Annotated in this window: 20 protein-coding genes; 2 read left to right on the plus strand and 18 right to left on the minus strand. The window is 61.6% G+C overall.

Features of this window, described 5'->3' with window-relative positions:
- Positions 1 to 97: 97 nt before the first annotated feature.
- Complete coding sequence (ppx, locus tag BM438_RS26780; RefSeq protein ID WP_093640350.1) at positions 98 to 1,723, minus strand: exopolyphosphatase; 1,626 nt, start codon at positions 1,721 to 1,723, stop codon at positions 98 to 100.
- Positions 1,724 to 1,925: 202 nt separating this feature from the next.
- Here ppx and ppk1 point away from each other — a divergent pair, with 202 nt between their 5' ends.
- A complete protein-coding gene (ppk1, locus tag BM438_RS26785) occupies positions 1,926 to 3,989 on the plus strand; it encodes a polyphosphate kinase 1 (RefSeq protein ID WP_093640353.1) in 2,064 nt (687 codons plus the stop codon).
- Between the two features lie 108 nt (positions 3,990 to 4,097).
- On the opposite strand, the gene phoR is transcribed toward ppk1, so the two are convergent.
- From phoR to BM438_RS26845, 11 genes are all read right to left on the minus strand, one after another.
- Positions 4,098 to 5,411: a phosphate regulon sensor histidine kinase PhoR gene (gene phoR, locus BM438_RS26790; RefSeq protein WP_093640356.1), complete on the minus strand. Its 1,314-nt coding sequence runs from the start codon at positions 5,409 to 5,411 to the stop codon at positions 4,098 to 4,100.
- A gap of 36 nt (positions 5,412 to 5,447) precedes the next feature.
- On the minus strand, positions 5,448 to 6,149 hold the full coding sequence (gene phoB / locus BM438_RS26795) for a phosphate regulon transcriptional regulator PhoB (RefSeq protein ID WP_028199153.1): 702 nt from the start codon (positions 6,147 to 6,149) through the stop codon (positions 5,448 to 5,450).
- 25 nt (positions 6,150 to 6,174) lie between these two features.
- The gene (gene phoU, locus BM438_RS26800) at positions 6,175 to 6,879 is read right to left on the minus strand and encodes a phosphate signaling complex protein PhoU (protein ID WP_054036271.1); all 705 of its coding nucleotides are present in this window, start codon (positions 6,877 to 6,879) and stop codon (positions 6,175 to 6,177) included.
- A 28-nt stretch (positions 6,880 to 6,907) separates the two neighbouring features.
- Positions 6,908 to 7,756 (minus strand): phosphate ABC transporter ATP-binding protein PstB, encoded by an 849-nt coding sequence (gene pstB, locus BM438_RS26805; RefSeq protein ID WP_054036269.1) that lies wholly within the window; start codon positions 7,754 to 7,756, stop codon positions 6,908 to 6,910.
- Between the two features lie 17 nt (positions 7,757 to 7,773).
- Positions 7,774 to 8,670 carry a phosphate ABC transporter permease PstA gene (gene pstA, locus BM438_RS26810; protein ID WP_093640359.1) on the minus strand — a complete coding sequence of 299 codons (897 nt, stop codon included), beginning with the start codon at positions 8,668 to 8,670 and terminating at the stop codon, positions 7,774 to 7,776.
- A complete protein-coding gene (pstC, locus tag BM438_RS26815; RefSeq protein ID WP_093640362.1) occupies positions 8,667 to 9,668 on the minus strand; it encodes a phosphate ABC transporter permease PstC in 1,002 nt (333 codons plus the stop codon). Before pstC ends, pstA begins: the two co-directional genes overlap by 4 nt.
- A 141-nt stretch (positions 9,669 to 9,809) precedes the next feature.
- Entirely contained in the window at positions 9,810 to 10,841 is a 1,032-nt protein-coding gene (gene pstS / locus BM438_RS26820; protein WP_093640365.1) for a phosphate ABC transporter substrate-binding protein PstS, read from the minus strand.
- A gap of 307 nt (positions 10,842 to 11,148) precedes the next feature.
- Positions 11,149 to 12,507, minus strand: coding sequence for a phosphoglucosamine mutase (gene glmM / locus BM438_RS26830; RefSeq protein WP_093640368.1), 1,359 nt, complete (start codon positions 12,505 to 12,507; stop codon positions 11,149 to 11,151).
- 28 nt (positions 12,508 to 12,535) lie between these two features.
- Positions 12,536 to 13,435, minus strand: coding sequence for a dihydropteroate synthase (gene folP / locus BM438_RS26835; protein WP_093640650.1), 900 nt, complete (start codon positions 13,433 to 13,435; stop codon positions 12,536 to 12,538).
- 83 nt (positions 13,436 to 13,518) lie between these two features.
- Positions 13,519 to 15,408: an ATP-dependent zinc metalloprotease FtsH gene (gene ftsH / locus BM438_RS26840; RefSeq protein WP_054036261.1), complete on the minus strand. Its 1,890-nt coding sequence runs from the start codon at positions 15,406 to 15,408 to the stop codon at positions 13,519 to 13,521.
- Positions 15,409 to 15,597: 189 nt separating this feature from the next.
- Positions 15,598 to 16,260: an RlmE family RNA methyltransferase gene (locus BM438_RS26845; protein ID WP_054036258.1), complete on the minus strand. Its 663-nt coding sequence runs from the start codon at positions 16,258 to 16,260 to the stop codon at positions 15,598 to 15,600.
- A gap of 182 nt (positions 16,261 to 16,442) precedes the next feature.
- On the opposite strand from BM438_RS26845, the gene BM438_RS26850 reads away from it, so the two are divergent.
- Positions 16,443 to 16,973, plus strand: coding sequence for a YhbY family RNA-binding protein (locus tag BM438_RS26850; protein WP_093640370.1), 531 nt, complete (start codon positions 16,443 to 16,445; stop codon positions 16,971 to 16,973).
- 132 nt (positions 16,974 to 17,105) lie between these two features.
- Here the strand turns inward: BM438_RS26850 and BM438_RS26855 are convergent, their stop codons facing one another.
- The 6 genes from BM438_RS26855 to BM438_RS26880 all read right to left on the minus strand — a co-directional run bounded on the left by BM438_RS26855 (position 17,106) and on the right by BM438_RS26880 (position 26,396).
- A complete protein-coding gene (locus BM438_RS26855) occupies positions 17,106 to 17,615 on the minus strand; it encodes a DUF4149 domain-containing protein (RefSeq protein WP_093640373.1) in 510 nt (169 codons plus the stop codon).
- Between the two features lie 20 nt (positions 17,616 to 17,635).
- Positions 17,636 to 18,112: a transcription elongation factor GreA gene (greA, locus tag BM438_RS26860; RefSeq protein ID WP_054036257.1), complete on the minus strand. Its 477-nt coding sequence runs from the start codon at positions 18,110 to 18,112 to the stop codon at positions 17,636 to 17,638.
- 151 nt (positions 18,113 to 18,263) lie between these two features.
- A complete protein-coding gene (gene carB, locus BM438_RS26865) occupies positions 18,264 to 21,518 on the minus strand; it encodes a carbamoyl-phosphate synthase large subunit (protein ID WP_093640376.1) in 3,255 nt (1,084 codons plus the stop codon).
- A 155-nt stretch (positions 21,519 to 21,673) separates the two neighbouring features.
- Positions 21,674 to 22,828 carry a glutamine-hydrolyzing carbamoyl-phosphate synthase small subunit gene (gene carA, locus BM438_RS26870; protein WP_054036255.1) on the minus strand — a complete coding sequence of 385 codons (1,155 nt, stop codon included), beginning with the start codon at positions 22,826 to 22,828 and terminating at the stop codon, positions 21,674 to 21,676.
- A 430-nt stretch (positions 22,829 to 23,258) separates the two neighbouring features.
- A complete protein-coding gene (locus BM438_RS26875; protein WP_093640653.1) occupies positions 23,259 to 24,500 on the minus strand; it encodes an MFS transporter in 1,242 nt (413 codons plus the stop codon).
- A 201-nt stretch (positions 24,501 to 24,701) separates the two neighbouring features.
- Positions 24,702 to 26,396, minus strand: coding sequence for a transglycosylase SLT domain-containing protein (locus BM438_RS26880; RefSeq protein WP_093640379.1), 1,695 nt, complete (start codon positions 26,394 to 26,396; stop codon positions 24,702 to 24,704).
- Positions 26,397 to 26,541 lie beyond the last annotated feature (145 nt).

Raw genomic sequence — 26,541 nt, forward strand, 5'->3', positions numbered from 1 at the left:
CCGGCAGATTCAACCGGCGGCTGAGCGACTGAAAACCGAAGCGCATAAAAAAAGCCCGGCTAATCCGCCGGGCTTTTTCATTTACCGCGCATGATGCTCAATCGTCCGTATAAACCACGCGATAGGGAATGCCGACCTTCTCCCATTCCGCGGCTTCCTGGATCAGGCTGTAATCCGTCAGCGGATTGTTAGCCACCCACTCGTTCGGCAAACGCACTTCGTAGCCGCCGTTGACCTGCGCAACCGCGATACCCGGCAAGCCGACATCCGCACGCCGGCGGCACAGCAGCGCCGCGAGCCGCAGGCAGAACAGCAGCGGCCATTCCACTTCGCGCGTTTGTGAGAGCTTGCCGAGTTTCCCCGCGTGGCCGAGCACCAGCGCGGCGAGCCGCGCCTGGTCGGTGCGCGAAAAGCCCGGCATGTCGGCGTTGCTGGCGATATAGGCGGAATGCTTGTGATAGGCGCTGTGCGAAATCGACAGGCCGATTTCATGCAAGGCCGCGGCCCAGCCGAGGAACATGCGGTTCTCGGCGCGGCGTTCTTCATCCGGTTCGGCAAACTGGTCGTAAAAACGCACCGCGAGTTCACCGATACGCCCGGCCTGCGCGCGGTCCACACCGTAACGGCGCATGAAGCCTTCCACCGTCACCGTGCGCATGTCCTCGTGTTGCGAACGGCCCAGCAAGTCGTACAGCACGCCGAGGCGCAGCGCACCGTCTGTCGTATCGACGTAGTCGACGCCGAGTTCGTCGAACACCGCGATCATGATCGACAGGCCACCGGCCAGCACCGGAATACGATCGCCCTTCAACGCGACCAGCTTCAGACGATTGACGTTTTCCGCCTTGATCAGCGCGCGCTTGAGGCGCTCCAGCCCACCGCGCGAGATGCCGTGCGTGACGCCCGGATCGTTGAAGCCATTCGCCTCGACGAGTTCGGCGAGCGCCCGCGCGGTGCCGGACGAGCCAATCGCCTGTTCCCAGCCGGTTTTCTTGTATTCGGCGGAAATGATCTGAATTTCACGGCTCGCGGCGAGTTCGGCCTGGCGCATCGTGTATTCGTCGACATTGCCCGCCGGGAAGAATGCGCGGCTGTGGCTCACGCAGCCGATATACAGGCTCTCCATCTTGATCGGCGTGTAGTGCGAACCGATGATGAATTCCGTCGAGCCGCCGCCGATATCCACCACGAGACGCTTGCCCGCGCTCGCGGGCACGGAGTGTGCAGCCCCTGCATAAATCAGGCGCGCTTCTTCACGCCCGGCGATCACTTCGATAGGAAAACCCAGCGCGGCTTGCGCTTCGCCGAGAAACTCGCCCGCGTTCTTAGCGATGCGCAGCGTGTTGGTGGCGACGGCGCGAACATGATCGGGATGAAAGTCGCGCAGGCGTTCGCCGAAGCGCTTGAGCGCATCCCAGCCGCGCACTTGCGAGGCACGGTCGAGCATCTTGTCGCGCGACAGACCGGCGGCAAGGCGCACCGGCTCGCGCAAGGCGTCGACCTGATAGATCTGGCTGCCCGCGTCGGTTTCCTCGACCCGGCCCACGATCAGGCGGAAGCTGTTCGAGCCGAGATCGACGGCAGCGAGGAGTTGTGGAGTAGTGACCATCGAGTAAGCGGACTCCATGCGCGCGAGCGCGGCGGCGGTGGATGCGAAAGGTGCCGGATGCCCACCCGATGCCTTGGGCGCCTTGTGGCCGGCCGCGCTGTTCAAAGACGCCATTCTAAGCGTACCGGACCTCACGATGTCGCCTCGCAGTAATGGGGGTGCCCTATGGTCCCACACACACTGCGTCATAATTACGACACGCAATGAATACGGCGTAGAATTTATAACTTCGAGAATGTCATAACAACGTCATCATACTGTGAGAATTTCCGAGCGTCTTTACGTCTCCCTTCCTGACATTCCATTCTCGCTGCCGATGTCCATCCGCTACCCCTTATTGAATCGCGAGCTGGGCATTCTGGGTTTCAACGAGCGTGTGTTGGCACAAGCTGCCGACCCTGCCGTCCCTTTGCTCGAACGCCTGCGTTTCATCTGCATCACCAGTAGCAACCTCGACGAATTCTTCGAAGTCCGCATGGCCGGACTGCAGGAACAGATGCGCGACAACCCGGGCGCGCTGTCGCCGGACGGCATGTCGCTACAGCACGTGTACGACCTCGTGGTCGAGCGCGCGCAGAGGCTCGTGCATCGCCAGTACACCATGCTGCACGACACGGTGCTCACCGCGCTCGAAGCAGAAGGCATCTACTTTCACGGCACTGAAGCGTGGAACGAAGCGCAGACCGAATGGGCGCGCAATTACTTCTTCGACGAACTGCTGCCGGTGCTCACGCCGATCGGCCTCGATCCGGCTCACCCGTTTCCGCGCGTGCTCAACAAGAGCCTGAACTTCGTCGTCGAACTCGAAGGCAAGGATGCGTTCGGCCGCCAGGCGATGATGGGCATCGTGCAAGCGCCGCGCGCCTTGCCGCGGCTCGTGCGCATGCCGCAGGAACTGTCAGGCTATCCGCATGGTTTCGTGCTGCTGAGCTCGTTGCTGCAGCGCTTTGTCGGCGAGCTTTTCCCGAACCTGGTGGTGCGCACCTGCAACCAGTTTCGCATCACACGCAATAGCGAACTGTTCGTCGACGAAGACGAAATCACCAATCTGCGTGTCGCGCTGCAGGGCGAACTGCCGGCGCGCCATCTGGGCAACGCGGTGCGGCTCGAAGTGTCGGCGGAGACGCCCACGCATGTCGTGCGGCGCCTGCTCGACGAAAGCGGCCTCACCACCAAGGATTGCTATTTCGCCGACGGCCCCGTCAATCTCGTGCGGCTGATGCAATTGCCGGAGATGGTGGACCGGCCCGACCTGAAATTCGTGCCGCATATTCCAGCGATCCCGCCGCAGATCGCCAACAGCACCAGCATGTTCGACGTGATCGATCAGGGCGACGTGCTGCTGCATCATCCTTATGAGAGCTTTCAACCGGTGCTCGAGCTGCTGCTGCAGGCAGCTAAAGACCCGAACGTGATGGCCATCAAGCAGACCATCTATCGCACCGGCACCGACTCGCCGCTGATGGATGCGCTGATGCAAGCGGCGCGCAACGGCAAGGAAGTGACGGTGGTGGTCGAACTGCTCGCGCGCTTCGACGAAGAAACCAACATCAACTGGGCGTCGCAGCTCGAAGCGGTGGGCGCGCACGTCGTGTACGGCGTGGTGGGCCACAAGTGCCACGCGAAGATGATGCTGATCGTGCGGCGTGTGTCGTCGGGCGGCAAGACCACGCTCAAGCGTTACGTGCACCTGGGCACCGGCAATTATCACCCGCGCACCGCACGTCTTTACACTGACTTCGCGCTGATGACCGCGGATCAGAAGATCTGCGAAGACGTGCACCACGTGTTTCAGCAACTAACCGGTATCGGTGGTGAACTGTCGCTGCACGAGTTGTGGCAGTCGCCGTTCACGCTGCATCCGAAACTGGTCGAAGCGATTCGCGCGGAAGCCGAGCATGCGCGCGCCGGCAAGAAAGCGCGCATCGTCGCGAAGATGAACGCGCTGCTCGAACCGACCGTGATTGCCGAGCTGTACGAAGCGTCACAGGCGGGCGTGAAGATCGATCTGATCGTACGTGGCGTGTGTTCGTTGCAACCGGGTGTGCCGGGTTTGTCGGAGAACATCACGGTGCGCTCGATCGTCGGGCGTTTCCTCGAGCATCACCGCATCTTCTACTTCTACGACGGCGGCAAGGAACAGGTGTATCTGTCGAGCGCCGACTGGATGGACCGTAACTTCTTCCGCCGTGTGGAAGTGGCGTTTCCGGTCAACAACCGTCGCTTGAAGCGGCGTGTGATTGCTGAAGGGCTGTCGGCCTTTCTCGGCGACAACCAATCCGCGTGGCTGATGCAAAGCGACGGCCACTATCGCCGCCGCCGGCCGGGAAAATCCTCGCGCAATGCGCAGATGAGTCTGCTGGGGAAATTCTGTTCGTGAGTTCGTGATTGCCTGATTGCGTTCGCGCTCCGCTGAAGCAAGCGGCGCTGCGCATAAAAAAGCCCGCCTTGTCTTGCTCCAGGCGGGCTTTTTTTCAGACCAACGTTTTCAAACCGGCGCCGGTTGCCGACGCGCCGTGCGAAACACCGGGAAGCGCACGGTGAACGTGCTGCCACGTCCCTCTTCGCTCTTCACGTCGAGCTGCGCATCGTGCCGTTGCAGCACATGCTTGACGATGGCGAGACCCAGGCCCGTGCCGCCTGTATCGCGCGAGCGGCTACGGTCGACGCGATAGAAGCGCTCGGTCAGACGTGGAATGTCCGCGGCCGGAATTCCCAAGCCGCTATCCGTGACCGAAAAAACCGCACAACCGCCGTTGGCCTGCCAACTCACCTTGATCGCACCGCCGTCCGGCGTATAGCGGATCGCATTGGTCACGAGGTTGCCCAGCGCGCTGAGAATTTCCGTTTCGACGCCGGTGACAGTGAGCCCTTCGTCGGCGTCGAACACGATCTTGTGATGGTCGCTCGACAGGCTTTGCGCGTCGTCCCGCAGATGCCGCAGCACCGCGCGCATGTCGATCATCTGATCGCTCGGCGGCTTGTTGTCGCCTTCGAGCTTCGCGAGCACCAGCAAGTCGTTGACGATATGGCGCATGCGCGAGGCCTGCTGCTCCATCAGTTCGAGATAGCGCCCGCGCTCGGCTTCGCTTAACGGCAGCTCCCGCATCGTCTCGAGAAAACCCGACAACACGGTCAGCGGCGTCTTCAATTCATGCGACACGTTCGCGACGAAGTCGCGCCGCATCGCGTCGGTACGCTCCAGCTCGGTGATGTCCTGCGACAGCACCAGCTTGCGATTCTCGCCATACGGAAACACCTGCACGGACAGCACGTTCTGGCGCTTCTCGCCCATGCCGCGCATGATCAGCATCTGCTCGTAGCGTTGCGAATTCAGATAGCGCACGAAATCGGGCTGACGCACGAGATGCGTGATGTGCTGACGCAGATCGCGTTTCGCGTCGAGCCCGAAATGGAGTTCGGAGATCGCGTTGCACCACTCGATCTGATCGTGGTCGTCGAGCATCGCCACGCCGTTCGGCGACGCCTGGATCGCCTGGATGAAACGCGAATGCTGCTGCTCGACCTGACGCACCTGCGCATGCCAGCGCTTCGCGAGCTTATGCAAACGGTAGTAGATTTCGCCCCAGATGCCGGGGGCGCTCGGCACTTCACCGTAGACTGGGGCGTCGAGCAGGCGCCACAAACGCTGCTTGTGGAAGGTGCTAAAGAAGCTCTGCGCGAGCAGCATGACGATCGCGAGGGCCAGCCCTGCCTTGACGTTCAGGAGTGCGCCGACCACCACGCACAGAACAGCCAGCAGCACGACCGACACGATGGAGCGCGCCCAGATGATGTTCATGTTCTAGCGATCGAAGAGAAAAGTGCTACCGCAAAGTCACGCGCTCTTCGCGAGACGGTAGCCGCTGCCGCGTACCGTCTCAATCATAGCATCGCACCCGGCCGGCTTCAGTGCCGCGCGCAGACGCTTGATGTGCACATCCACCGTGCGCTCTTCAACGAACACGTGGTCGCCCCACACCTGATCGAGCAACTGCGTGCGGCTGTGCACGCGCTCCGGGTGCGTCATGAAGAAGTGCAGCAGACGGAATTCCGTCGGGCCGAGATCAAGCTTGATCTCGCTGCCTTCGGCGTGCGCGGCGACGCGGTGCGTTGCCGGATCGAGCTTCAGACCGTTGATCGCGACCAGGTCTTCGGTCAACTGCGGCGCACGGCGGCGCAACACCGCCTTGATGCGCGCCATCAGTTCCTTCGGCGAAAACGGCTTGGTGACGTAGTCGTCGGCGCCGATTTCGAGGCCGAGCACCTTGTCCTGTTCATCGCCACGTGCGGTCAGCATGATGATCGGAATGTGCTTGGTGCGCTCGTTGTTGCGCAGATCGCGAGCGAACGCGATGCCCGACTTGCCCGGCAACATCCAGTCGAGCAGCACGAGGTCGGGCAGTACGTCGCTGATCAGGTTCTGCGCCTGTTCCGCGTTGTACGCGCGAATCGGGCAGTGTCCGGCGTGTTGAAGATTGACCGAAATCAGTTCGGAAATGGCGGGCTCATCTTCAATGACGAGAATGCTGCTGGGCATCGGCACCTCTGGTCCTTATAACTGATTAACTGAGTGCTTCGCGTTCGAGCGCGTCGCGCGACTTGTGCCGCACGTCGGTGCCCTTGACGATGTAGATAATGAATTCAGCGATGTTTTTCGCGTGATCGCCGATCCGCTCGATCGCCTTGGCGATGAACAGAAAATCGAGGCCCACCGAAATCGAACGCGGATCTTCAGTCATGTACGAAATCAGCTTGCGAACGAAAGCGCGGAATTCTTCGTCGATCGCCTTGTCGTCGCGCATGATCTGCGCGGCGGCGACCGTGTCCAGACGCGCAAAGGCGTCCAGCGCGCGGCGCAGGATCGACACTGCCATTTCGCCCGACAATTTGATCTCGGCGATATTGATGCTGCGCGAAGCGCCGTCTTCCATCAGCCGCTTGGTGCGCTTGGCGATTTTTTCGGCTTCGTCGCCGGCGCGCTCGAGATTCGTGATGGTCTTCGAAATCGCGATCAGGAGGCGCAAGTCGCGCGCGGCCGGTTGACGGCGCGCGATGATGTTGCTGCACTCTTCGTCGATCTCGACTTCCATCGTGTTCAGACGGTCTTCAGCGGCGATCACCTGCTCGCATACATCGAGGTCGAAGTTGTTGAGCGCGATCATCGCGTTGACGATCTGCGACTCGACCAGGCCGCCCATTTCGAGCACCTTCGAGGAAACGAGGTTCAGGTCGGCGTCGAACTGGCTGGACAGATGTTTATCGGACATGTCGTACTCCGTTGTTTTGCGCGGCGGCTTAGCCGAAGCGGCCAGTGATGTAGTCCTCGGTTTCCTTGCGGACCGGCTTGATGAAGATCTTTTCGGTGTCGCCGAATTCGATCAGTTCACCGAGGTACATATAGGCAGTGTAGTCCGAACAGCGCGCGGCCTGTTGCATGTTGTGCGTCACGATTACAACCGTGTAATCGCTCTTCAACTCGGCGATCAGTTCTTCGATGCGGCCCGTGGAAATCGGGTCGAGCGCGGAACACGGCTCGTCGAGCAGCAGCACTTCAGGGCGGATCGCAATACCGCGCGCGATACACAGACGCTGTTGCTGGCCGCCGGACAAACCGTAGCCGCTCTGGCCCAGTTTATCCTTGACTTCGTTCCACAGTGCGGCTTTGGTCAGCGCCCATTCCACGCGGTCGTCCATTTCCGAGCGCGGCAGCGTTTCGAACATCTTCACGCCGAACGCGATGTTGTCGTAGATCGACATCGGGAACGGCGTCGGCTTCTGGAACACCATGCCGATCCGCGCGCGCAGCAGCGAAATATCGCGCTTGGAGGTCAGCAGGTTTTCGCCGTCCATCAGGATCTCGCCTTCGGCGCGTTGCTCCGGATACAGCGCGTACATCTTGTTGAGCGTGCGCAGCAAGGTCGACTTGCCGCAACCCGACGGGCCGATGAAGGCGGTGACCTTGCCTTCAGGAATCCGCAGATTGATGTTCTTCAGCGCGTGATACTTGCCGTAGAAGAAGTTCAGGTCGTTGATTTCGATCTTCGGACGCGACTGGGCTTGCGCCTGGCCGCTTTGGGCGGGATCGAAACCGGCCGGCGCCGTGGGACGCGTGCCCGGATTGAGTTGAGTTTCTGCCATATTCATCGGATTACACTCCGCCCTTACTTATTCGAAAAGATCGTGCGCGCGAGGATGTTCAATCCCAGCACCGCGAGCGTGATCAGGAAGACGCCGGCCCATGCGAGCGATTGCCACTGCGCAAACGGGCTCATCGCGAACTTGTAGATCGTGACCGGCAGGTTCGCAACCGGCTGGTCCATGTTCCAGGAGAAGAACTGGTTCGACAACGCGGTGAAGAGCAGCGGCGCCGTTTCACCGGCAATGCGCGCGACGCCGAGCAGCACGCCGGTGATAATGCCCGCGATCGAAGCTTTCAGCGTGATCGACATCACCATCTTCCACTTCGGCGTGCCGAGTGCGAAAGCGGCTTCACGCAGCGCATTCGGCACCAGCTTCAGCATGTTCTCGGTGGTGCGGATCACGATCGGAATCTGCAGCAACGCGAGCGCGAATACGCCGGCCCAGCCGCTGAAGTGGCCCATCTTCGCCACGACGAGCGCGTAGACGAACAGACCGACGACGATCGACGGCGCCGACAGCAGGATGTCGTTGATAAAACGTGTGAGACTGGCGAGCCAGCCCTTCTGACCATACTCGGCCAGATAGACGCCCGCCAGAATACCGATCGGCGTGCCGACGAAAGTTGCGAGCGCAACCAGCATCACGCTGCCGACGATCGCGTTGGCGAGGCCACCGCCATCGGTATTCGGCGGCGGCGTCGACTGCGTGAACAATTCGACCGACAGCCCGCCGATGCCAAGGCGCAGCGTCGTATAAAGAATCCACACAAGCCACAGCAGACCGAACGCCATAGCCGCGAGCGACATGGTCAGCGCAACGGCATTCTTCGCGCGGCGGCGACCTTGCAGGCGCACGCGCATTGCTTCGAGCGCGACGGCGTCGTTCGAACCCGGCATATTCAAAGTGGGCTGGCTCATTTCGCGCCCTCCCCTTTTTCGAGGCGAAGCAGCATGACCTTCGAGATCGCCAACACGATGAAAGTAATCACAAAGAGGATCAACCCGAGTTCCATCAGCGCCGACGTATGCAGGCCCGGATCCGCTTCCGCGAATTCGTTGGCGAGCGCCGAGGTAATACTGTTGCCCGGCGAAAACAGCGAGACGTTATCGAGCAGATTGGTGTTGCCGATCACGAACGTGACTGCCATGGTCTCGCCGAGCGCGCGGCCGAGGCCGAGCATCACGCCGCCGATCACGCCGCTCTTGGTGAAGGGCAGCACGATCTTCCACATCACTTCCCACGTCGTGCAGCCGATGCCGTAGGCCGATTCCTTCAACAGGACCGGCGTGACTTCGAACACGTCGCGCATCACTGAAGCGATGTACGGAATGATCATGATGGCGAGGATGACCCCGGCGCACAGGATGCCGATGCCGATCGGCGCCCCCTGAAACAACGCGCCGACGATAGGAATACCGCCGAGGAGCGTGCCAAGCGGCTTTTCGAACCAGGTCGCGAAGATCGGCGCGAACACCAGCAGACCCCACATGCCGTAGACGATCGACGGAATCGCGGCAAGCAGTTCGATGGCGACGCCGAGCGGACGGCGCAGCCAGGCGGGAGCGAGTTCGGTCAGGAAAAGCGCAATGCCGAAGCTGACGGGCACCGCGATGATGAGTGCAATGAGCGAGGTCGCGATCGTGCCGTAAATAGGCACCAATGCGCCGAATTGCTTGCTTGGTGGATCCCAGTCGGCGGTCCATAGGAACGCGAGGCCGAACTGCTTGATCGACGGCAGCGAAGCGACGATCAGCGAAACGATGATGCCGCCGAGCAGCAACAAGGTGATGATGGCGGAGAGACGGGCAAGGCCGCCGAAGATGACGTCGCCGGCGCGGCTGGGCGCTTTCTGCTGCGACGTGCTGCCGGGCGGTGTCGACTTCGCCGCGCCAGACGCTAATTGGATATCGGACATGAGAGCCTGATGGACCTGTTTCCAGTTGCCGTACGACACTTGTCGCGCGGCGGACAATGCTGGCTGATGCCGGGGTAACGCCATTGGCCGTCCTCGAATGAGGACGGCCAATGTATTGCTGCTTACTGCATGCTACGTAACTTAGTCAGCGATCGGCTTGCCCGCAGCGTCCTTCACCTTCGACTTCCACTGCGTGCGGATTTCCGACACAACCGAATCCGGCAGCGAAATGTAGTCCAGATCGTTCGCAGCTTGCGAGCCATTCTTGAACGCCCAGTCGAAGAACTTCAGCGTTTCGGTGCCTTGTGCCGGCTTGTCCTGCGCCGTGTGCAGCAGCACGAAGGTTGCGCCGACGATCGGCCATGCGTTCTTGCCCGGCTCGTTCGTCAGGATCTGGTAGAACGACTTCGACCAGTCCGCGCCCGCTGCCGCTGCCTTGAACGTTTCCGTCTTCGGCTCGACCACCGTACCCGACGAATTCTTCAGGCCAACATACGTCATCTTGTTCTGCTTCGCGTACGCCCATTCGACGTAGCCGATTGCGCCCGGCAGACGTTGCACGAAAGCTGCGACGCCGTCGTTGCCCTTGCCGCCCGTACCCGTCGGCCAGTTGACCGTCGAACCTTCACCCACCTTCGACTTCCAGTCAGCGTTGACCTTCGACAGATAGTTCGTCCAGATGAAGCTGGTGCCCGAACCGTCGGCGCGGCGAACCACGGCGATGTCGGTATCCGGCAGCTTAGCCTTCGGGTTCAGTGCAACGATCGCCGGATCGTTCCACTTCTTGATCTTGCCCAGGTAGATGTCGCCGAGCACTTCGCCCGACAGCGTCAGTTCACCCGGCGTCACGCCCGGCACATTAACAACCGGCACTACGCCGCCGACAACCGTCGGAAACTGGAACAGGCCTTCCTTCGCGAGCTCTTCGTCCTTCAGCGGAGCGTCCGAACCAGCGAAGTCAACAGTCTTCGCGACGATCTGCTTCACGCCACCCGACGAGCCGATACCTTGATAGTTGACCTTGCCGCCACCCGACTTCTGGTAGGCATCGGCCCACTTCGTGTAGATCGGTGCTGCGAAGGTGCTGCCCGCGCCGGTGATGTCTGCGGCTTGCGCTGCGATCGCGAAAAGCGCGCCAGCGACGCCAGCGAACACGGTTTGCATCAATTTCATGAGACCTCCAAGGGTGTGAGCGGTGTGAGCGAATAACACGAACACCGCGAAGCTTAGGGTCTCTTTGTGACAGTAACGTGACTAACCGTGAAACGGATGTGACAGTGAGATTACTAAGGTGAAAGGCGTCAGCGCGGACAAATCGCCGCTTTGGCGGCGTTGCGGGCGCCGTTCTACAGATTAGGCGAAAAAAATGGGACGCGAACGTTTGCGTGTGTTTGGAGGCGCTGCGGAGATGTACAGCGGAGGGGTGCGGCAGCGGGGACGCGCTCATGGCCGTCCCTCGCCGCCGTGGGCCAGGCGCGGTTTAGGCCGTGGCCAGCTTGACCGCGTTGGCGATCGCTTCGGAGTGGCGAATGGCGTCGTCGACTTTTTCCGCCTCCACCATCACGCGCAGAACGGGCTCGGTGCCCGAGGCCCGGATCAGCACGCGGCCGCGGCCGTTCAGCGCTGCCTCGGCCGTGCTGATGGCGCGGCGGATCGCGTCGCTGCCCTTCCAATCCGCGCCGGGCTGCATCCGTACGTTGATCAGCTTCTGCGGGAACAGCGTCACGCCGTGGAGCAGCTCAGCGAGCGTTTTGTCGCTGCGTTTCATTGCGGCCAGCACCAGCAAGGCCGACACGATGCCGTCGCCGGTCGAATGGCGGTCAAGGGAGAGAATATGGCCGGAACCTTCCGCGCCCAGTTGCCAGCCGTGTTCGCGCAACTGTTCGAGCACGTAACGGTCGCCCACCGCCGCGCGGACGAACTTCACGCCGGCTTCCTGCAGCGCGACTTCGACCGCCATGTTGGTCATCAAGGTGCCGACCGCGCCTTCCACTTTGCCGTCGGTCGCCATCCGGTCCTTGACCAGCACGTAGAGCAGCTCGTCGCCGTTATACAGGCGGCCTGCCGCGTCCACGACCTGCAGCCGGTCGGCGTCGCCGTCGAGCGCGATGCCGAGGTCCGCGTGATTTGCGCGCACCGCGCGCACCAGCGCGTCCGGTGCGGTCGCGCCGACGCCGTCGTTGATATTGAAACCGTTCGGCGCGACGCCGATCGGAATCACGTCGGCACCGAGTTCATGGAACACGTGCGGCGCGACGTCGTACGCGGCACCGTGCGCGCAGTCGACCACCAGCTTCAGGCCGCGCAAGTCGAACGCCGCTGGGAACGTGCTCTTGCAGAACTCGATATAGCGGCCGGCTGCGTCGTCGAGGCGCCGCGCCTTGCCGAGTTGCTCGGAGGCGGCGCATGCGAGCGGCAGATCGAGTTGTTCTTCGATCTGCAATTCCACTTCGTCGGGCAGCTTGTTGCCGTCGGCGGAGAAGAATTTGATGCCGTTGTCGTAGTACGGATTGTGCGACGCGCTGATCACGACGCCCGCGGCGAGCCGCAGTGCACGCGTCAGATAGGCGATACCCGGGGTCGGCATCGGCCCGGCCAGCATGACGTCGACGCCTGCCGCGGAAAAGCCCGCTTCGAGCGCGGCTTCGAGCATATAGCCCGACACCCGGGTGTCTTTGCCGATCAGCACCGTGGGCCGTGCGCCCGTTCTCGCCCAGCGGTCCGCGCCCGCGAGCACCTTGCCGGCCGCGTAGCCGAGCCGCAATACAAACTCCGGCGTAATCGGCCCTTCGCCGACCTTGCCCCGAATCCCGTCTGTTCCGAAATAACGACGTGCCATGTTTTATGTTCCTCCTTGGCTTGTGGGTTCAGCCGCGCGCGCGGCTGTGATTCGCCGCGTCGCGCATGGCCGCCCATACTTTCAATGCATCCACTGTTTGCGCGACGTCGTGCACGCGCAGAATTGCCGCACCGCGCCCGGCGGCACACACCGCGGCGGCGATGCTGCCCGCCACGCGCTCCGGCGCCGGGCGTCCGACGATCGCGCCGACCATCGACTTGCGCGACATGCCGGCCAGAATGGGGTACGGCGGCTCGGCCCGCGGCGCCGTGTCCGGCAGATGCGCGAGCAGCGCGTAATTGTGTTCGATCACCGCCTTGCCGAAACCAAAGCCCGGGTCCACGCTGATACGAGCACGAGCGATGCCCGCTTGCTTCAGGGTCGTCACCCGTTCTTCGAGAAACTGCCGAACTTCGCTTACCACGTCGTCATAGGCAGGCTCACCGAGCTGCATGGTCTGCGGCTCGCCAAGCATATGCATCACGCACAGGCCGCATTCGCTGTCGCGTACGGCGTCAATCGCACCGGGTATCCGGAAACCCCAGATATCGTTGATCAGGTCCGCACCCGCGGTCAGTGCGTGACGCATCACTTCCGGCTTGTACGTGTCGACCGACAGCGGCACGTTCGCGCCATGCAGTAGTTCGACCAGCGGGATCACCCGCTCCAGCTCTTCGTCGAGCGGCACGGGCGGCGCACCCGGACGGGTCGACTCGCCGCCGATGTCGATGATGTCCGCGCCATCAAGCAGCATGCGCTCGGCCTGGCGTAACGCGTCGCCGCGCATCGCGTACTGGCCGCCATCGGAAAACGAATCGGGAGTGACGTTCAGGATGCCCATGACTAACGGGCGTTCAAAGGTCAGCTTGAAGCGGCCGCATTGCAGCGGTTCGGGAATGGGAAGAGAGGGAAATTCGACTTTCGACACGTAGCGGTCAATCACGTAAAACGAATAAATGCAAAACGGGCCGGTGTGAATCACACCGGCCCGCACTTTCTACTGGTCGCCGATCAGGCCGGCGCGGTCGCGCTGCCCGGCTTGACCTCGGTGCCCGGGCTGCCGCCCGACGAGGCGTCGCTTGCCGACGGCGGCGAACTCTTCGGCGAACGCGGCGGACGGCCTGCCATGATGTCGTTGATCTGATCGGCGTCGATCGTTTCCCACTCCATCAGTGCGGCGGTCATCGCTTCGACCTTGTCGCGGTTCTCGTCCAGCAGGCGCTTGGCGAGGTTGTACTGCTCGTCGAGCACGCGGCGGATTTCCGCGTCGACCTTCTGTTGCGTCGCTTCCGAAATGGTGCGCGTGAAGCCACGGCCAAACGGCGTTGCGTCGTTTTCGTCGTCGACGTAGACCATCGGTCCGAGTGCGTCCGTCATACCGAAGCGAGCCACCATGGCGCGGGCCGTAGCCGTCGCCTTGTTGAAGTCGTCCGATGCGCCGGTGCTGATCAGGTTCAGGAACAGCTCTTCCGCGACACGGCCACCGAACAGGATCGCGAGGCGGTCCAGCAGGTAGTCTTTCGAATACGTTTCGTTGTCATGCTCCGGCAACTGCCACGTGACGCCCAGCGCACGGCCGCGCGGGATGATCGTGACCTTGTGCACAGGATCGGCCTTCGGCAACAGCTTGGCGATGACTGCGTGACCCGACTCGTGATACGCCGTAGCACGCTTCGATTCTTCGCGAATCACGGCCGACTTGCGCTCCGGACCCATGAAGATCTTGTCTTTCGCGTCTTCGAAGTCGTTCATCTCGACGATGCGCTTGCCGCGGCGAGCCGCGAACAAGGCTGCTTCGTTGACCAGGTTCGCCAGATCGGCGCCCGAGAAGCCCGGCGTGCCGCGGGCGATCACCGCTGCGTCGACGTCGTTCGAAATCGGCACCTTGCGCAGGTGAACCTTCATGATGTGCTCGCGACCGCGGATGTCCGGCAGACCGACGTACACCTGACGGTCGAAACGGCCCGGACGCAGCAGCGCCTTGTCGAGCACGTCCGAACGGTTGGTTGCAGCGATCACGATCACGCCCGAATTCGCTTCGAAGCCGTCCATCTCGACCAGCATCTGGTTCAAGGTCTGTTCGCGTTCGTCGTTACCGCCACCCATGCCGGCGCCGCGATGACGGCCGACCGCGTCGATTTCGTCGATAAACACGATACACGGCGCATGCTTCTTGGCCTGCTCGAACATGTCGCGCACACGAGCCGCACCGACACCCACAAACATTTCCACGAAGTCCGAACCCGAGATGCTGAAGAACGGCACCTTCGCCTCACCGGCGATAGCGCGCGCCAGCAGGGTCTTACCCGTTCCCGGAGGGCCGACCAGCAGCACGCCGCGCGGAATGCGTCCGCCCAGCTTCTGGAATTTCTGCGGATCGCGCAGGAAGTCGACCAGTTCGGAAACCTCTTCCTTGGCTTCGTCGCAACCGGCGACGTCGGTGAAATTGATAGCGTTGTTATTTTCGTCGATCAGACGTGCACGGGATTTACCGAACGAGAACGCACCGCCTTTCCCGCCTCCCTGCATCTGTCGCATCATGTAGAACCAGAAGCCGATGATCAGGATCGTTGGTCCGAGGTAATACAGCGCGGACACCAGCGCATTCGGTTCGTCATCAGCCTTGCCGCTCACCTGAACGCCATACTTCATCAGATCGCCAACCATCCAGATGTCGCCGGGCGACACGATCTGGTACTTCTGGCCGTCTGCTGGAGTGACCGTGAGGTTCCGCCCCTGGACAATGACGTTCTTGACTTTGCCGTTCTTCGCGTCGTCCATGAACTGCGAATAGGAAACGCCTTCCTGGACACGGGGCTTGTCGAACTGCTTGAACACCGTAAACAGCACCAGTGCGATAACCAGCCACACTGCTGCTTTCGAAAACATATTGTTGTTCAAAGCACCACTCCTTCACTTAGACGGGCGCCTACATTTGCCTTGCGGCACCACGAAAGCATTCTAATCCAGTCCGCAGACCCCTGCCATAAGGTTTCGCTACCACACAAATAGCGCAGCGGGCCATCACAGCGCCAATTTCTAGTGCTGTGGGCACATTATCGGCAGATGCGGAACCTTCCTGCAGCGCACCTACGCGGGGCGCTTCAGATGCTTACCCAAAATAAACGTTTCTGACGATTTGTCCCGCGAGGCTTTCGGCTTGCGGGCCGCCACCACCTTGAACTGGCGCTTGAACTTTTCGACAATCTGGCTATAACCGCTGCCATGAAAACATTTGACTAAAAGGGCGCCATCCGGCTTCAGGTGGTTTTGCGAAAATTCCATCGCGATATCGCACAGATGCTCGATTCGCGCGGCATCCGCCACCGCCACTCCCGACAGGTTGGGCGCCATATCCGAAATTACAAGATCAACCTGGCGTTCTCCGACTAATTCTTCGAGTTGCTCGAGAACCGAGTCTTCGCGGAAGTCGCCCTGGATGAAATGGACGTCGGCGATTGGCTCCATCGGCAGCATGTCCAGCGCGATGATCGTGCCGTCGATGCCGCCCTCGCGCTCGGCGTCGCGCTGCGACCCCTTGGCGAGCTTGTTGCGGGCGTACTGGCTCCAGCTGCCCGGCACCGAGCCGAGGTCGACAATTACCTGGCCTGGCCGGATCAGCTTGTCCTGCTCGTCGATTTCCTTCAGCTTGTAGGCTGCGCGGGCGCGATAGCCCTCCCGCTGCGCCATTTTGACGTACGGGTCGTTGATGTGATCATGCAACCACGCCGTGTTGAACTTGTTTTTTGCCATTAAAGGTGAACTCTTGCTGCGAAATGTGGCGCTTTAGGGGATAATACGCGGTTAATTCGCGCGGCCACCGCCAAAACTGGCAGTCATCCGCGATTCTGTTGTTCTGACGCGCCGCCCTGCGCTATTGGCCGAATCTCTCGGAAATGCAGGTGCCGCCATTTTAGTCGAGTCTCCCACTTTCCATGCCAGCCCTTAAAGTCTCTTCCGACCAACGCGCCGAGTTGCGCTCCCAGGCACATGCGCTCAAACCGGTCGTGCTCGTCGGCGCCGAAGGCTTGACCGACGCTGTGCTGTCGGAAATCAAGGTCCACCTTGGCGCGCATCAACTGATCAAGATCCGCGTGTTCGGCGACGAACGCGAAGAACGCATTGCCATCTACGAACAGATCTGCGACACGCTGAACGCCGCGCCGATCCAGCATATCGGCAAGCTGCTGGTGATCTGGAAGCCGGAAGCCGCGGTGCAACCGGCTGTCAAGGCCAAGCGCGGCGCCCTGCCGAGCGCCCGCGAAGCGGCTGTCGAAGCCAAACCGGGCAAAGGCCGCGCACCGCGCGTGGTCACGGTGGTGAAGCCCAGCGAAATCCCGATGCGCAAGCCGAAGGCAAAAGCGGTCGTGGTGCGCGGCAATGAACGCGTCACGCAAGGCGGCAATATCAAACGCGCCAAGAAGCGCCAGACCAGCGCGAAGCGCGCGCATCAGTCGTCGAAGTAAGCGAATGATGAGGGTGCGGGCGGTGTCCGCACCTTGGGGTGAACTGCTCAGCGGGCCCGGGTGATGACTATTTGATGCCCATCTGGGTAACGCAATGGGCAGACCCGCTCAAGCAAGGTAGAACCATACCACTCAACTGGTTACTTTCCCCGCAGCGCTGCGAGCGCCCTGCTCCGTGCTCACGACACCGAGGCTCGCCGGCAGTTTCCACACCAGCGCCACACCCAGCAGGCTCTCGATCAGGTAAAACAGACTCGATACGCCATGCAGGATGCCGAAGCGCGTCGCATAAGCCGAATGTCCGACATCACTGCCCGCTTCCAGCGCGGCAATGCGCATTGCATTCATGAACGGCTGCAGCGCAAAGTAACCCACCAGCACGCACACCAGCATGCCGACGATCAACCAGCGCAAACGGCGATAAGCGTCGCTGCCCCGGCGCACCAGTACGTTCGCCAAGCCCAGCAGCAAAATGCCGCACACCGCACCCAGCACGCCCTCGATGCGAAACAGTTGCGCCGCCACGGCGCCCGCCGTCATGCGATCGAGCGAGGTGAACAACACCGGCGCGACGGCATAGCCAATAGTCAACAGACTACCGACCCAAACAACCGTCAGCAGACGGAACAGTCGATGCGGCATCAAGGACACCGGGGCCGCCTTCAAACGTAGCTAACCGCGATGATTTCGTACTCGCGCACGCCGCCCGGCGCCTGCACCGATGCAACGTCGCCTTCCGACTTGCCGATCAAGGCGCGCGCGATCGGCGAGCTGATCGAGATCAGACCGTGGTCGATGTCCGCTTCATCGTCGCCGACGATCTGGTATTTGACCTTTGCACCGGAATCGAGGTCTTCGAGTTCGAGCGTCGCGCCGAACACCACGCGCCCGTCCGCTTCGACCGCTGCCGGATCGATCACCTGCGCCCCGGCCAGCTTCGATTCGATTTCGGCAATACGGCCTTCGATGAAGCCTTGCTTTTCCTTCGCCGCGTCGTATTCCGCGTTTTCCGACAGATCGCCCTGGGCACGCGCTTCCGCGATCGAATTGATCACCGAGGGACGCTCAACCGATTTCAGGCGCTGCAATTCATCGCGCAACATTTCCGCGCCGCGCTTAGTCAATGGAACAGTGCTCATAAACAACTCTATGCAAAAAACAGCCGTAAAAAAAATCACCGCGGTTAAGTGCATTCCGCGGGGGCCAGAGCGCCGGACAAAGCCCGGGGCCCAGCACCTGCGGAACGCCGCTTAACCGCGGCACTTACATCTTGGACAGGTATTCGAAGCCTTAGTTTAGGCGAGCGTGAAGACCTTGTAAATCATAGACTTCCAGGTCCTTCAAATAGCGCAAACCTTCAACCGCGGCCCGTGCACCGGACATCGTCGTGTAGTACGTGACCTTGTTCGCCTGCGCGCTCATGCGGATCGAACGCGAGTCGGCGATCGCGGCACGGGTTTCGTCGACGGTCGTGAAGACCAGCGCGATTTCACCGTTCTTGATCATGTCGACGATGTGCGGCCGGCCGTCCTTCACCTTGTTGACGACCTTGACCGGCACACCGGCCGCTTCGATTGCGGCTGCCGTGCCCTTGGTCGCGACGATCGGGTAGCCGAGTTCGTGCAGCATGCGCGCGACTTCGACGGCCTTCGGCTTGTCGGCATCCATCACGGTCAGCAGTACCGTGCCCGACTCCGGCAGACGCGAGCCTGCGGCGAGCTGCGACTTGAACAGCGCTTCGCCGAACGTTTGACCCACGCCCATCACTTCACCCGTGGAGCGCATTTCCGGTCCGAGCACCGGATCGACTGCCGGGAACTTGACGAACGGGAACACGGCTTCCTTCACGCTGAAGTACGGCGGATCGATTTCCTTCGTCACGCCCTGTTGCGCGAGCGTCTGGCCGACCATCGCGCGCGCGGCAATCTTGGCGAGCGGCAGGCTGGTCGCCTTCGAGACGTACGGCACGGTACGCGAGGCACGCGGGTTCACTTCGAGCACGTAGATCACGTCTTCTTTCGAACCATCCGCCTGCGGCACTTGTTGAATCGCGAACTGCACGTTCATCAGGCCGATCACGTTCAGCGCCTTGGCCATTGCACCGGTCTGACGCTTCAGCTCGGCAATCGTTTCCTTCGACAGCGAGTACGGCGGCAGCGAGCAAGCCGAGTCGCCCGAGTGAACGCCTGCCTGTTCGATGTGCTCCATCACGCCGCCGATGAACACGGCTTCGCCATCCGAGATGCAATCCACGTCGCATTCGATCGCGTCGTTCAGGAAGCGGTCGAGCAGCACCGGTGAATCGTTCGAGACCTTCACGGCCTCGCGCATATAGCGTTCGAGATCGCGCGGCTCGTGGACGATTTCCATCGCGCGGCCACCCAGCACGTACGACGGACGCACCACCAGCGGATAGCCGATTTCCTCAGCAAGCTTGAGCGCTTCGTCTTCGGCACGCGCGGTGCGGTTCGGCGGTTGACGCAGGCCGAGGTCCTGCAGCAGCTTCTGGAAACGCTCGCGGTCTTCCGCGGCGTCGATCATGTCCGGCGACGTGCCGACGATCGGCACACCGTTCGCTTCGAGATCGAGCGCAAGCTTCAGCGGCGTCTGACCGCCGTACTGAACGATCACGCCAACCGGCTTTTCCTTGTCGACGATTTCGAGCACGTCTTCGAGCGTCAGCGATTCGAAGTACAGACGATCGGACGTGTCGTAGTCGGTCGAAACCGTTTCAGGGTTGCAGTTGACCATGATCGTTTCGTAGCCGTCTTCGCGCATGGCGAGCGCAGCGTGCACGCAGCAGTAGTCGAACTCGATACCCTGGCCGATCCGGTTCGGGCCGCCACCCAACACCATGATCTTCTTGTTGTTCGTGGGGTTCGCTTCGCACTCTTCCTCGTAGGTCGAGTACATGTAAGCGGTTTTCGTGGCGAACTCGGCCGCGCACGTGTCGACGCGCTTGTAGACCGGGCGCACGTTCAACTCGATACGGCGCTGGCGCACTTCCGCCGGCTTCGCGCCGAGCAGCTTGGCCAGGCGGCGATCCGAGAAGCCGCTTTGCTTCAGATACTTGAGTTCTTCCTTCGACAGGCTTGCCAGCGTACGGCCGGCCAGCGCCTTTTCCTTCAGGATGATCTGTTCGATCTGCGCGAGGAACCACGGGTCGATCGAGGTCTCTTCGAAGATCTCTTCGGCCGTCATGCCGACACGGAACGCGTCGCCGACATACCAGATACGATCCGGACCGGCTTCGCCGATCTCGCGGATGATCTCGTCGCGGTTATTGGTCTTTTCATCGAGACCATCCACGCCCACTTCGAGGCCACGCAGCGCCTTCTGGAACGATTCCTGGAAGGTGCGGCCGATTGCCATCACTTCACCGACCGACTTCATTTGCGTGGTCAGACGCGCATCGGCTTCGCGGAATTTCTCGAATGCGAAACGCGGAATCTTGGTGACGACGTAGTCGATCGTCGGTTCGAACGATGCCGGGGTCTGGCCGCCGGTGATTTCGTTCTTCAACTCGTCCAGCGTGTAGCCGACTGCCAGCTTTGCCGCAACCTTCGCGATCGGGAAGCCAGTCGCCTTCGAGGCCAATGCTGACGAACGCGACACGCGCGGGTTCATTTCAATCACGATCATCCGGCCATCTTTCGGATTGATCGAGAACTGCACGTTCGAACCGCCCGTATCCACACCGATCTCGCGCAGCACGGCGAGCGATGCGTTACGCAGGATCTGGTATTCCTTGTCCGTGAGCGTTTGCGCCGGCGCGACAGTGATCGAGTCGCCGGTGTGGATGCCCATCGGGTCCAGGTTTTCGATCGAACAGACGATGATGCAGTTGTCCTTCTTGTCGCGGACCACTTCCATCTCGTACTCTTTCCAGCCGAGCAGCGATTCTTCGATCAGCAGCTCACGCGTAGGCGACAGGTCGAGACCGCGCTTGCAAATCTCTTCGAATTCGTCGCGGTTGTACGCGATGCCGCCGCCTGAACCACCCAAGGTGAACGACGGACGGATCACGACCGGATAACCGCCGCTGCCCGTTTGCGTCGCGATGTCGGCCTGCACCTGCAGTGCTTCTTCCATCGAATGCGCGGTGCCCGACTTGGCCGAACCGAGGCCGATCTTGGTCATCGCGTCTTTGAACTTCTGACGGTCTTCCGCCTTGTCGATCGCTTCCGGCGAGGCGCCGATCAGCTCGACCTTGTACTTGTCCAGCACGCCGTGCGCATGGAGATCGAGCGCGCAGTTCAGCGCGGTCTGGCCGCCCATCGTCGGCAGGATTGCGTCCGGGCGCTCCTTGGCGATGATGCGCTCCACCACTTCCCACGTGATCGGCTCGATGTAGGTGACGTCGGCCGTGTTCGGGTCGGTCATGATCGTCGCCGGATTGCTGTTGACGAGAATGACCTTGTAGCCTTCCTCACGCAGCGCCTTGCATGCCTGCGCGCCCGAGTAGTCGAACTCGCACGCCTGGCCGATGATGATCGGACCCGCGCCGATGATGAGGATGCTTTTAATGTCTGTCCGCTTGGGCATAACGCTCTCGCTAATGTATTCCTGAATTCTTTCCGTCGGCGCGCTGCGTTGATACGTTGCGCGCGCTCTGTTGTGTGCGGCTCGCTGCGCTTGTGCGCTGAGGCGCTGTTCGCACCGCAAGCCGTGCGCCGCCTGGGCGCCTCACACTCTATTGCTTATGCCGCTGTCGCCTTGCCGGCCTTCTTCGTGTCCATCAACGCGGTGAAGCGATCGAACAGATAGGCGATGTCGTGCGGACCGGGCGATGCTTCCGGGTGGCCCTGGAAGCAGAACGCCGGCTTGTCGGTCAGCGCGAAGCCTTGCAGCGTGCCGTCGAACAGCGAGATGTGCGTGACCTTGGCATTGGCCGGCAGCGTGTCGGCGTCGACCGCGAAACCGTGGTTCTGCGACGTGATGACGACACGGCCATCTTCGAGATCCTTCACCGGATGGTTCGCGCCGTGGTGGCCGGTCTTCATCTTCAGGGTCTTGGCGCCGAGCGCGAGGCCCATGATCTGGTGGCCGAGACAGATGCCGAACGTCGGAATGCCGCGCTCGATCAGCTCTTTGGTCGCCGCGATTGCGTAGTCGCACGGTTCCGGATCGCCGGGGCCGTTCGACAGGAACACGCCGTCCGGGTTGAGCGCGAGTGCGTCAGCCGCGGAAGCTTGCGCCGGCAGCACGGTGACGTGGCAGCCGCGCTCAGCCAGCATGCGCAGAATGTTGTACTTCACGCCGTAATCGAACGCGACCACGCGGTACTTCGGCGCGTTCTGCGTGCCGTAGCCGGTGCCCAGACGCCATTCGGTCTGGGTCCATTCGTAGCTTTCCTTGGTCGACACGACCTTCGCGAGGTCCATGCCCGACAAACCCGGGAACGAGCGCGCGAGTTCGATTGCCTTCGCTTCGTCATCCGAACCGGCCAGAATGGCGCCGTTCTGCGCGCCCTTGTCGCGCAGCACGCGCGTCAGCATGCGGGTGTCGAGACCGGCGATGGCGACCACGCCCTCGTCCTTCAGGTATTGCGGGAGCGTGCGCTCCATGCGGAAGTTCGACGCGAGAACCGGCAGATCACGGATGATCAGGCCGGCGGCATGGACTTTCGTGGCTTCGACGTCTTCGGCATTCACGCCGACATTACCGATGTGCGGATACGTGAGGGTCACGATCTGGCGCGCGTAGCTCGGGTCGGTCAGGATTTCCTGATAACCGGTGATAGCGGTGTTGAACACGACTTCGCCGATCGTATGCCCGGGGGCGCCGATCGAGTAACCACGAAAGACCGTGCCGTCGGCGAGTGCGAGCAAAGCGGGAGAAAATGACGGCAACACGGGAGACTCCTTGGGGAACACCCTGTTGCCGACCTGTCTATCCGACTGCGAGCCGCAGCGAAACGCATCGGCAAGGATGCGCGCGCAGACTCGCTCGCGTACTGCTGGTGACGTCGCAAGGGGCGCGATGGGTCCATTGTGTGGACGGCTCGGCTGGGGTGCGGGGCGTCGAAAGCGCGCGGCGGATGAACGGTATGGGAGAGGTAGGCGCTAGGGTGCGGGTTGATAAGCTCAAACCTTGAAATTATAGCGTGAAACTACCCTTCCCTCCAAATCCGAGATGGGGAGCCGGCGTAGTGGAGTGCCTTCCCAAACGGGTCGAAGTCTTGCTGCACATGGCTCAGAAGCCGGTCGACAAAATTTGCGCGGGCCAGAATCGGGATAGAGCCGGTAAATATGGCCCGGCCCGGCGAACCCTTCTACAACGGCCTCAAACCTGCTGTTCGGCGTGAGCGTGCGTCGGCTGAAGCCCTGTACGTCCGGGCAATACGTACCAGATCGCGCTTAACAATTGCAGCGCCATCAGAATGCCCCAGGCGGTCAGATGCGCGGCGGCCGGATAATGTCCGCCACTGGCCGGCCAGCGCGACAGCACCGCGCCGACGCCGATCTGGAAGCCGAAAATCAGCAAAAAAATGATCAGCGTCAGGGTGGTATTCACCCGGCCGATCATCTGCGCCGGGAAGTGCCGCGCCATCACCGCGTAGCTGAGAATCCCGGTCCCGCCAAAGATCCCATACGCGGCCCACAGCAGGCTCGCGGGCAGCGGCGCATTGAACATGATCAGCAGCTGGGTCACGACGAACAGCGCCATACCGATGCCGCAAAACACGTACAGCGAGATACCGCGCCGCTCGAGGCTACGCGCCGCCGCGCCGAAGCCCACACAGCCGGCCATCATCGCGAAGCCGAGAATCGATACCAGCGCGGCAGCTTCTCGCGGCTCGAAGCCCTGCACGTCGCGCAACCAGGCGCCAACCCACAGCGATTGCATCGCGTAGAACACACCTTGCGTCACGACTGAAAACGACGCGATCTTCCAGAACGCCGCGCTCTTCAGGATGTGCAAAGTGCCCTTGAACTGGGCGCCGAGACTTGCCTGGTGATGTGTTTCCTTTGCGTCCGGCGCGAGGGTCCACTGCGCGACCGCCACAAGAACCGTCAGCAAGCCCAAGCCGACGCAGACCGCGCGCCAACTGGCGAAACCCAGCACCCACGTGAGTGGCGAGCCGACCATCACGCCGCCGAAGCCGCCAATTGCCATCACCAACCCGTTCATCAGCGGCAACCGTGCCGACGCGAAATGCTGGGCCAACGCCTTGAAGGCGGCGCCGAGACACACGGACACGCCGACGCCGATCAGCAGACGCCCGATCATCATCGCGCCAACGCCGTGCGCCGCGCCGAACACCCAGATTCCCAGCGCGGCAAATAGCAGAGTGGCCGCCGTCACCCGACGCGCGCCGAAGTGGTCGAGCAACACACCCGCCGGAATCTGCGCACCCGCGAAGCCGAGGAAATACAGACTGGTCAGCAAACCGAGATCAGTGGCCGACAAGCCGAGATCGTGCGTGATGAAGGGCGCAAAGCCCAGATTGACGCCGCGAAACAGGTACGAAACGAAGTAACCGGCAGAAAACAGGAGGAAAACGCGCAACTGGGTGGACGACATGAGCTTTGAAAAGAGCGGCCGACAAGGCCTGAGCACGAACGATAAATGAAATGAGCGAAATTCGCCTGATTTGATCTGCAGAATGAAAAACGCCGTCACCCTAAGGTGACGGCGTCGGAATAACACGGTGCGTGATCGGAGCGCAATTCATGCGCTGCCCCCGCAACGCATGTGGTCACTACCGTGGAGCCGCTTTTTGGTCTACTTACCCTTCTTCGCGTTGGCCACGGTCTTCTGGCGGCTATCTGCCGCGGCCTTCGACGCCTTGCTGGACGTGGAAGCCGACGCCTTCGTCACCTTGCCCTTGGTGGCGCCGGACGTTGTCGGCTTGCTCGCTTTAACCACCGGATCAGATACCTTCACCACGGCGGAACGGCCACGACCCTTCTTCTTATCGTAGCGCGAATCGTTCTTCGTGTCTGTGACACGGGTGCCGATCTTCTCGACGCCGCCGCCCTGCACGTCGGTTGCGATGCGCTCGGGACCCGGTTCGCTCGGCATCGCCTTGCCGACCGGCACGTGCAGCACGATCACCTGGCCGCGCGAAACCTGATCGCGATGCGTGCGATTCCACGCTTTCAATTGACCGATCGAAACGCCGTAACGCACCGCGATCGCGGCCATGGATTGATTGCGACGCACGCGGATCAGCATCTTGCGCGTGTCGGGAACGTCAGGCTCCATGGCGAGCACGGCGCTTTCCGCGACGTCGGCGCTGATGTCTTCGTCGTCGTCCGAACCACGCGGCACCACGATCGTGGAGCCCGGTTTCAAACGCATGCCGGCCGGAATCTTGTTCACTTCCATCAGCGTGTCGGCGTCGACACCGATCTTTTGCGCGATCGCCGCCGGTGCCGAACGCTCCGTGACCGTGTACGTGGTCCAGGACGACAGCGAGCCGGAATAGGCCTTCAGATTGCGCTCGAAGGCGCTGGCGTTATCGAACGGCAGCAGGATTTGCGGCTGCGTGGCGCCGAGAATCACCGGCTTCCTGAACGACGGGTTCAGCGAGCGGAATTCGTCCGGCGACAGATTGGCGAGTTTCGCCGCCATGTCCACGTCGATGTCGTGCGAAGTCGTGACCGTGACGAAATACGGGTGATTTGGAATCGACGGCAGCGTGAGCCCGTACATCTGCGGGTTCATCACGATGTTCTTCACCGCCTGCAGTTTGGGCACGTAGTTGCGCGTCTCGTTCGGCATGCGCAGGCTGAGGTAGTCGGTGGGCAGCCCCGCTGCTTCGTTGCGCGCGATCGCGCGCTGCACATTGCCCTCACCCCAGTTGTACGCGGCGAGCGCCAGTTGCCAGTCGCCGAACATGTCATGCAGACGCGACAGGTAGTCGAGCGCGGCGCTAGTCGAAGCCAGCACGTCGCGGCGCTCGTCCTGCCACATGTTCTGCTTGAGGTTGTAGGTGCGGCCCGTGCCCGGCATGAACTGCCACATGCCCGCGGCCTTCGCCACCGACAACGCCTGCGGGCTATACGCGGATTCGATGAACGGCAGCAACGCGAGCTCGGTCGGCATATTGCGCGCCTCGAGCTCTTCGACGATGTGGTACAGGTATTTCTGCGAGCGCTCGGTCATGCGCTGCACGTAATCCGGGCGCTGCGCATACCAGTTGACCTGCATGTCGACGAGGTCGGTTTGCAGATCCGGCATTTGAAAACCACGGCGAATACGGCCCCACAAATCGGCGTCCGCGCTCGTCAGTTGACTGACCGAGCCTTGATCGACGTTGATCGTCTCTTTGGCGGTGGCTGTCTTGCGAAGGGCGTCGGCTACGGCTTGCTGGCTGGCGGGGTTAGTTGCGGTGGTAGGGCTATTCGTCGCCGGTCCCTGACTCGCGCAAGCGGCGAGTGTCAGGACCAACAACGCACTAAAGATAAATCGCATGAACGTCTCGGCTTCCACAAGGGCTGGAATTTGCAGCCGATAGTACGAAACGGCAACGTTTACGTCAATCGGAAAATTACGAAAAATATCAAGGAAATCTTGGGCTTGGCGAATTTTTGCGATTCTTCGCGTGAGCAATACCCTG

The organism is Paraburkholderia aspalathi, assembly GCF_900116445.1.
GTDB classification, from domain to species: domain Bacteria; phylum Pseudomonadota; class Gammaproteobacteria; order Burkholderiales; family Burkholderiaceae; genus Paraburkholderia; species Paraburkholderia aspalathi.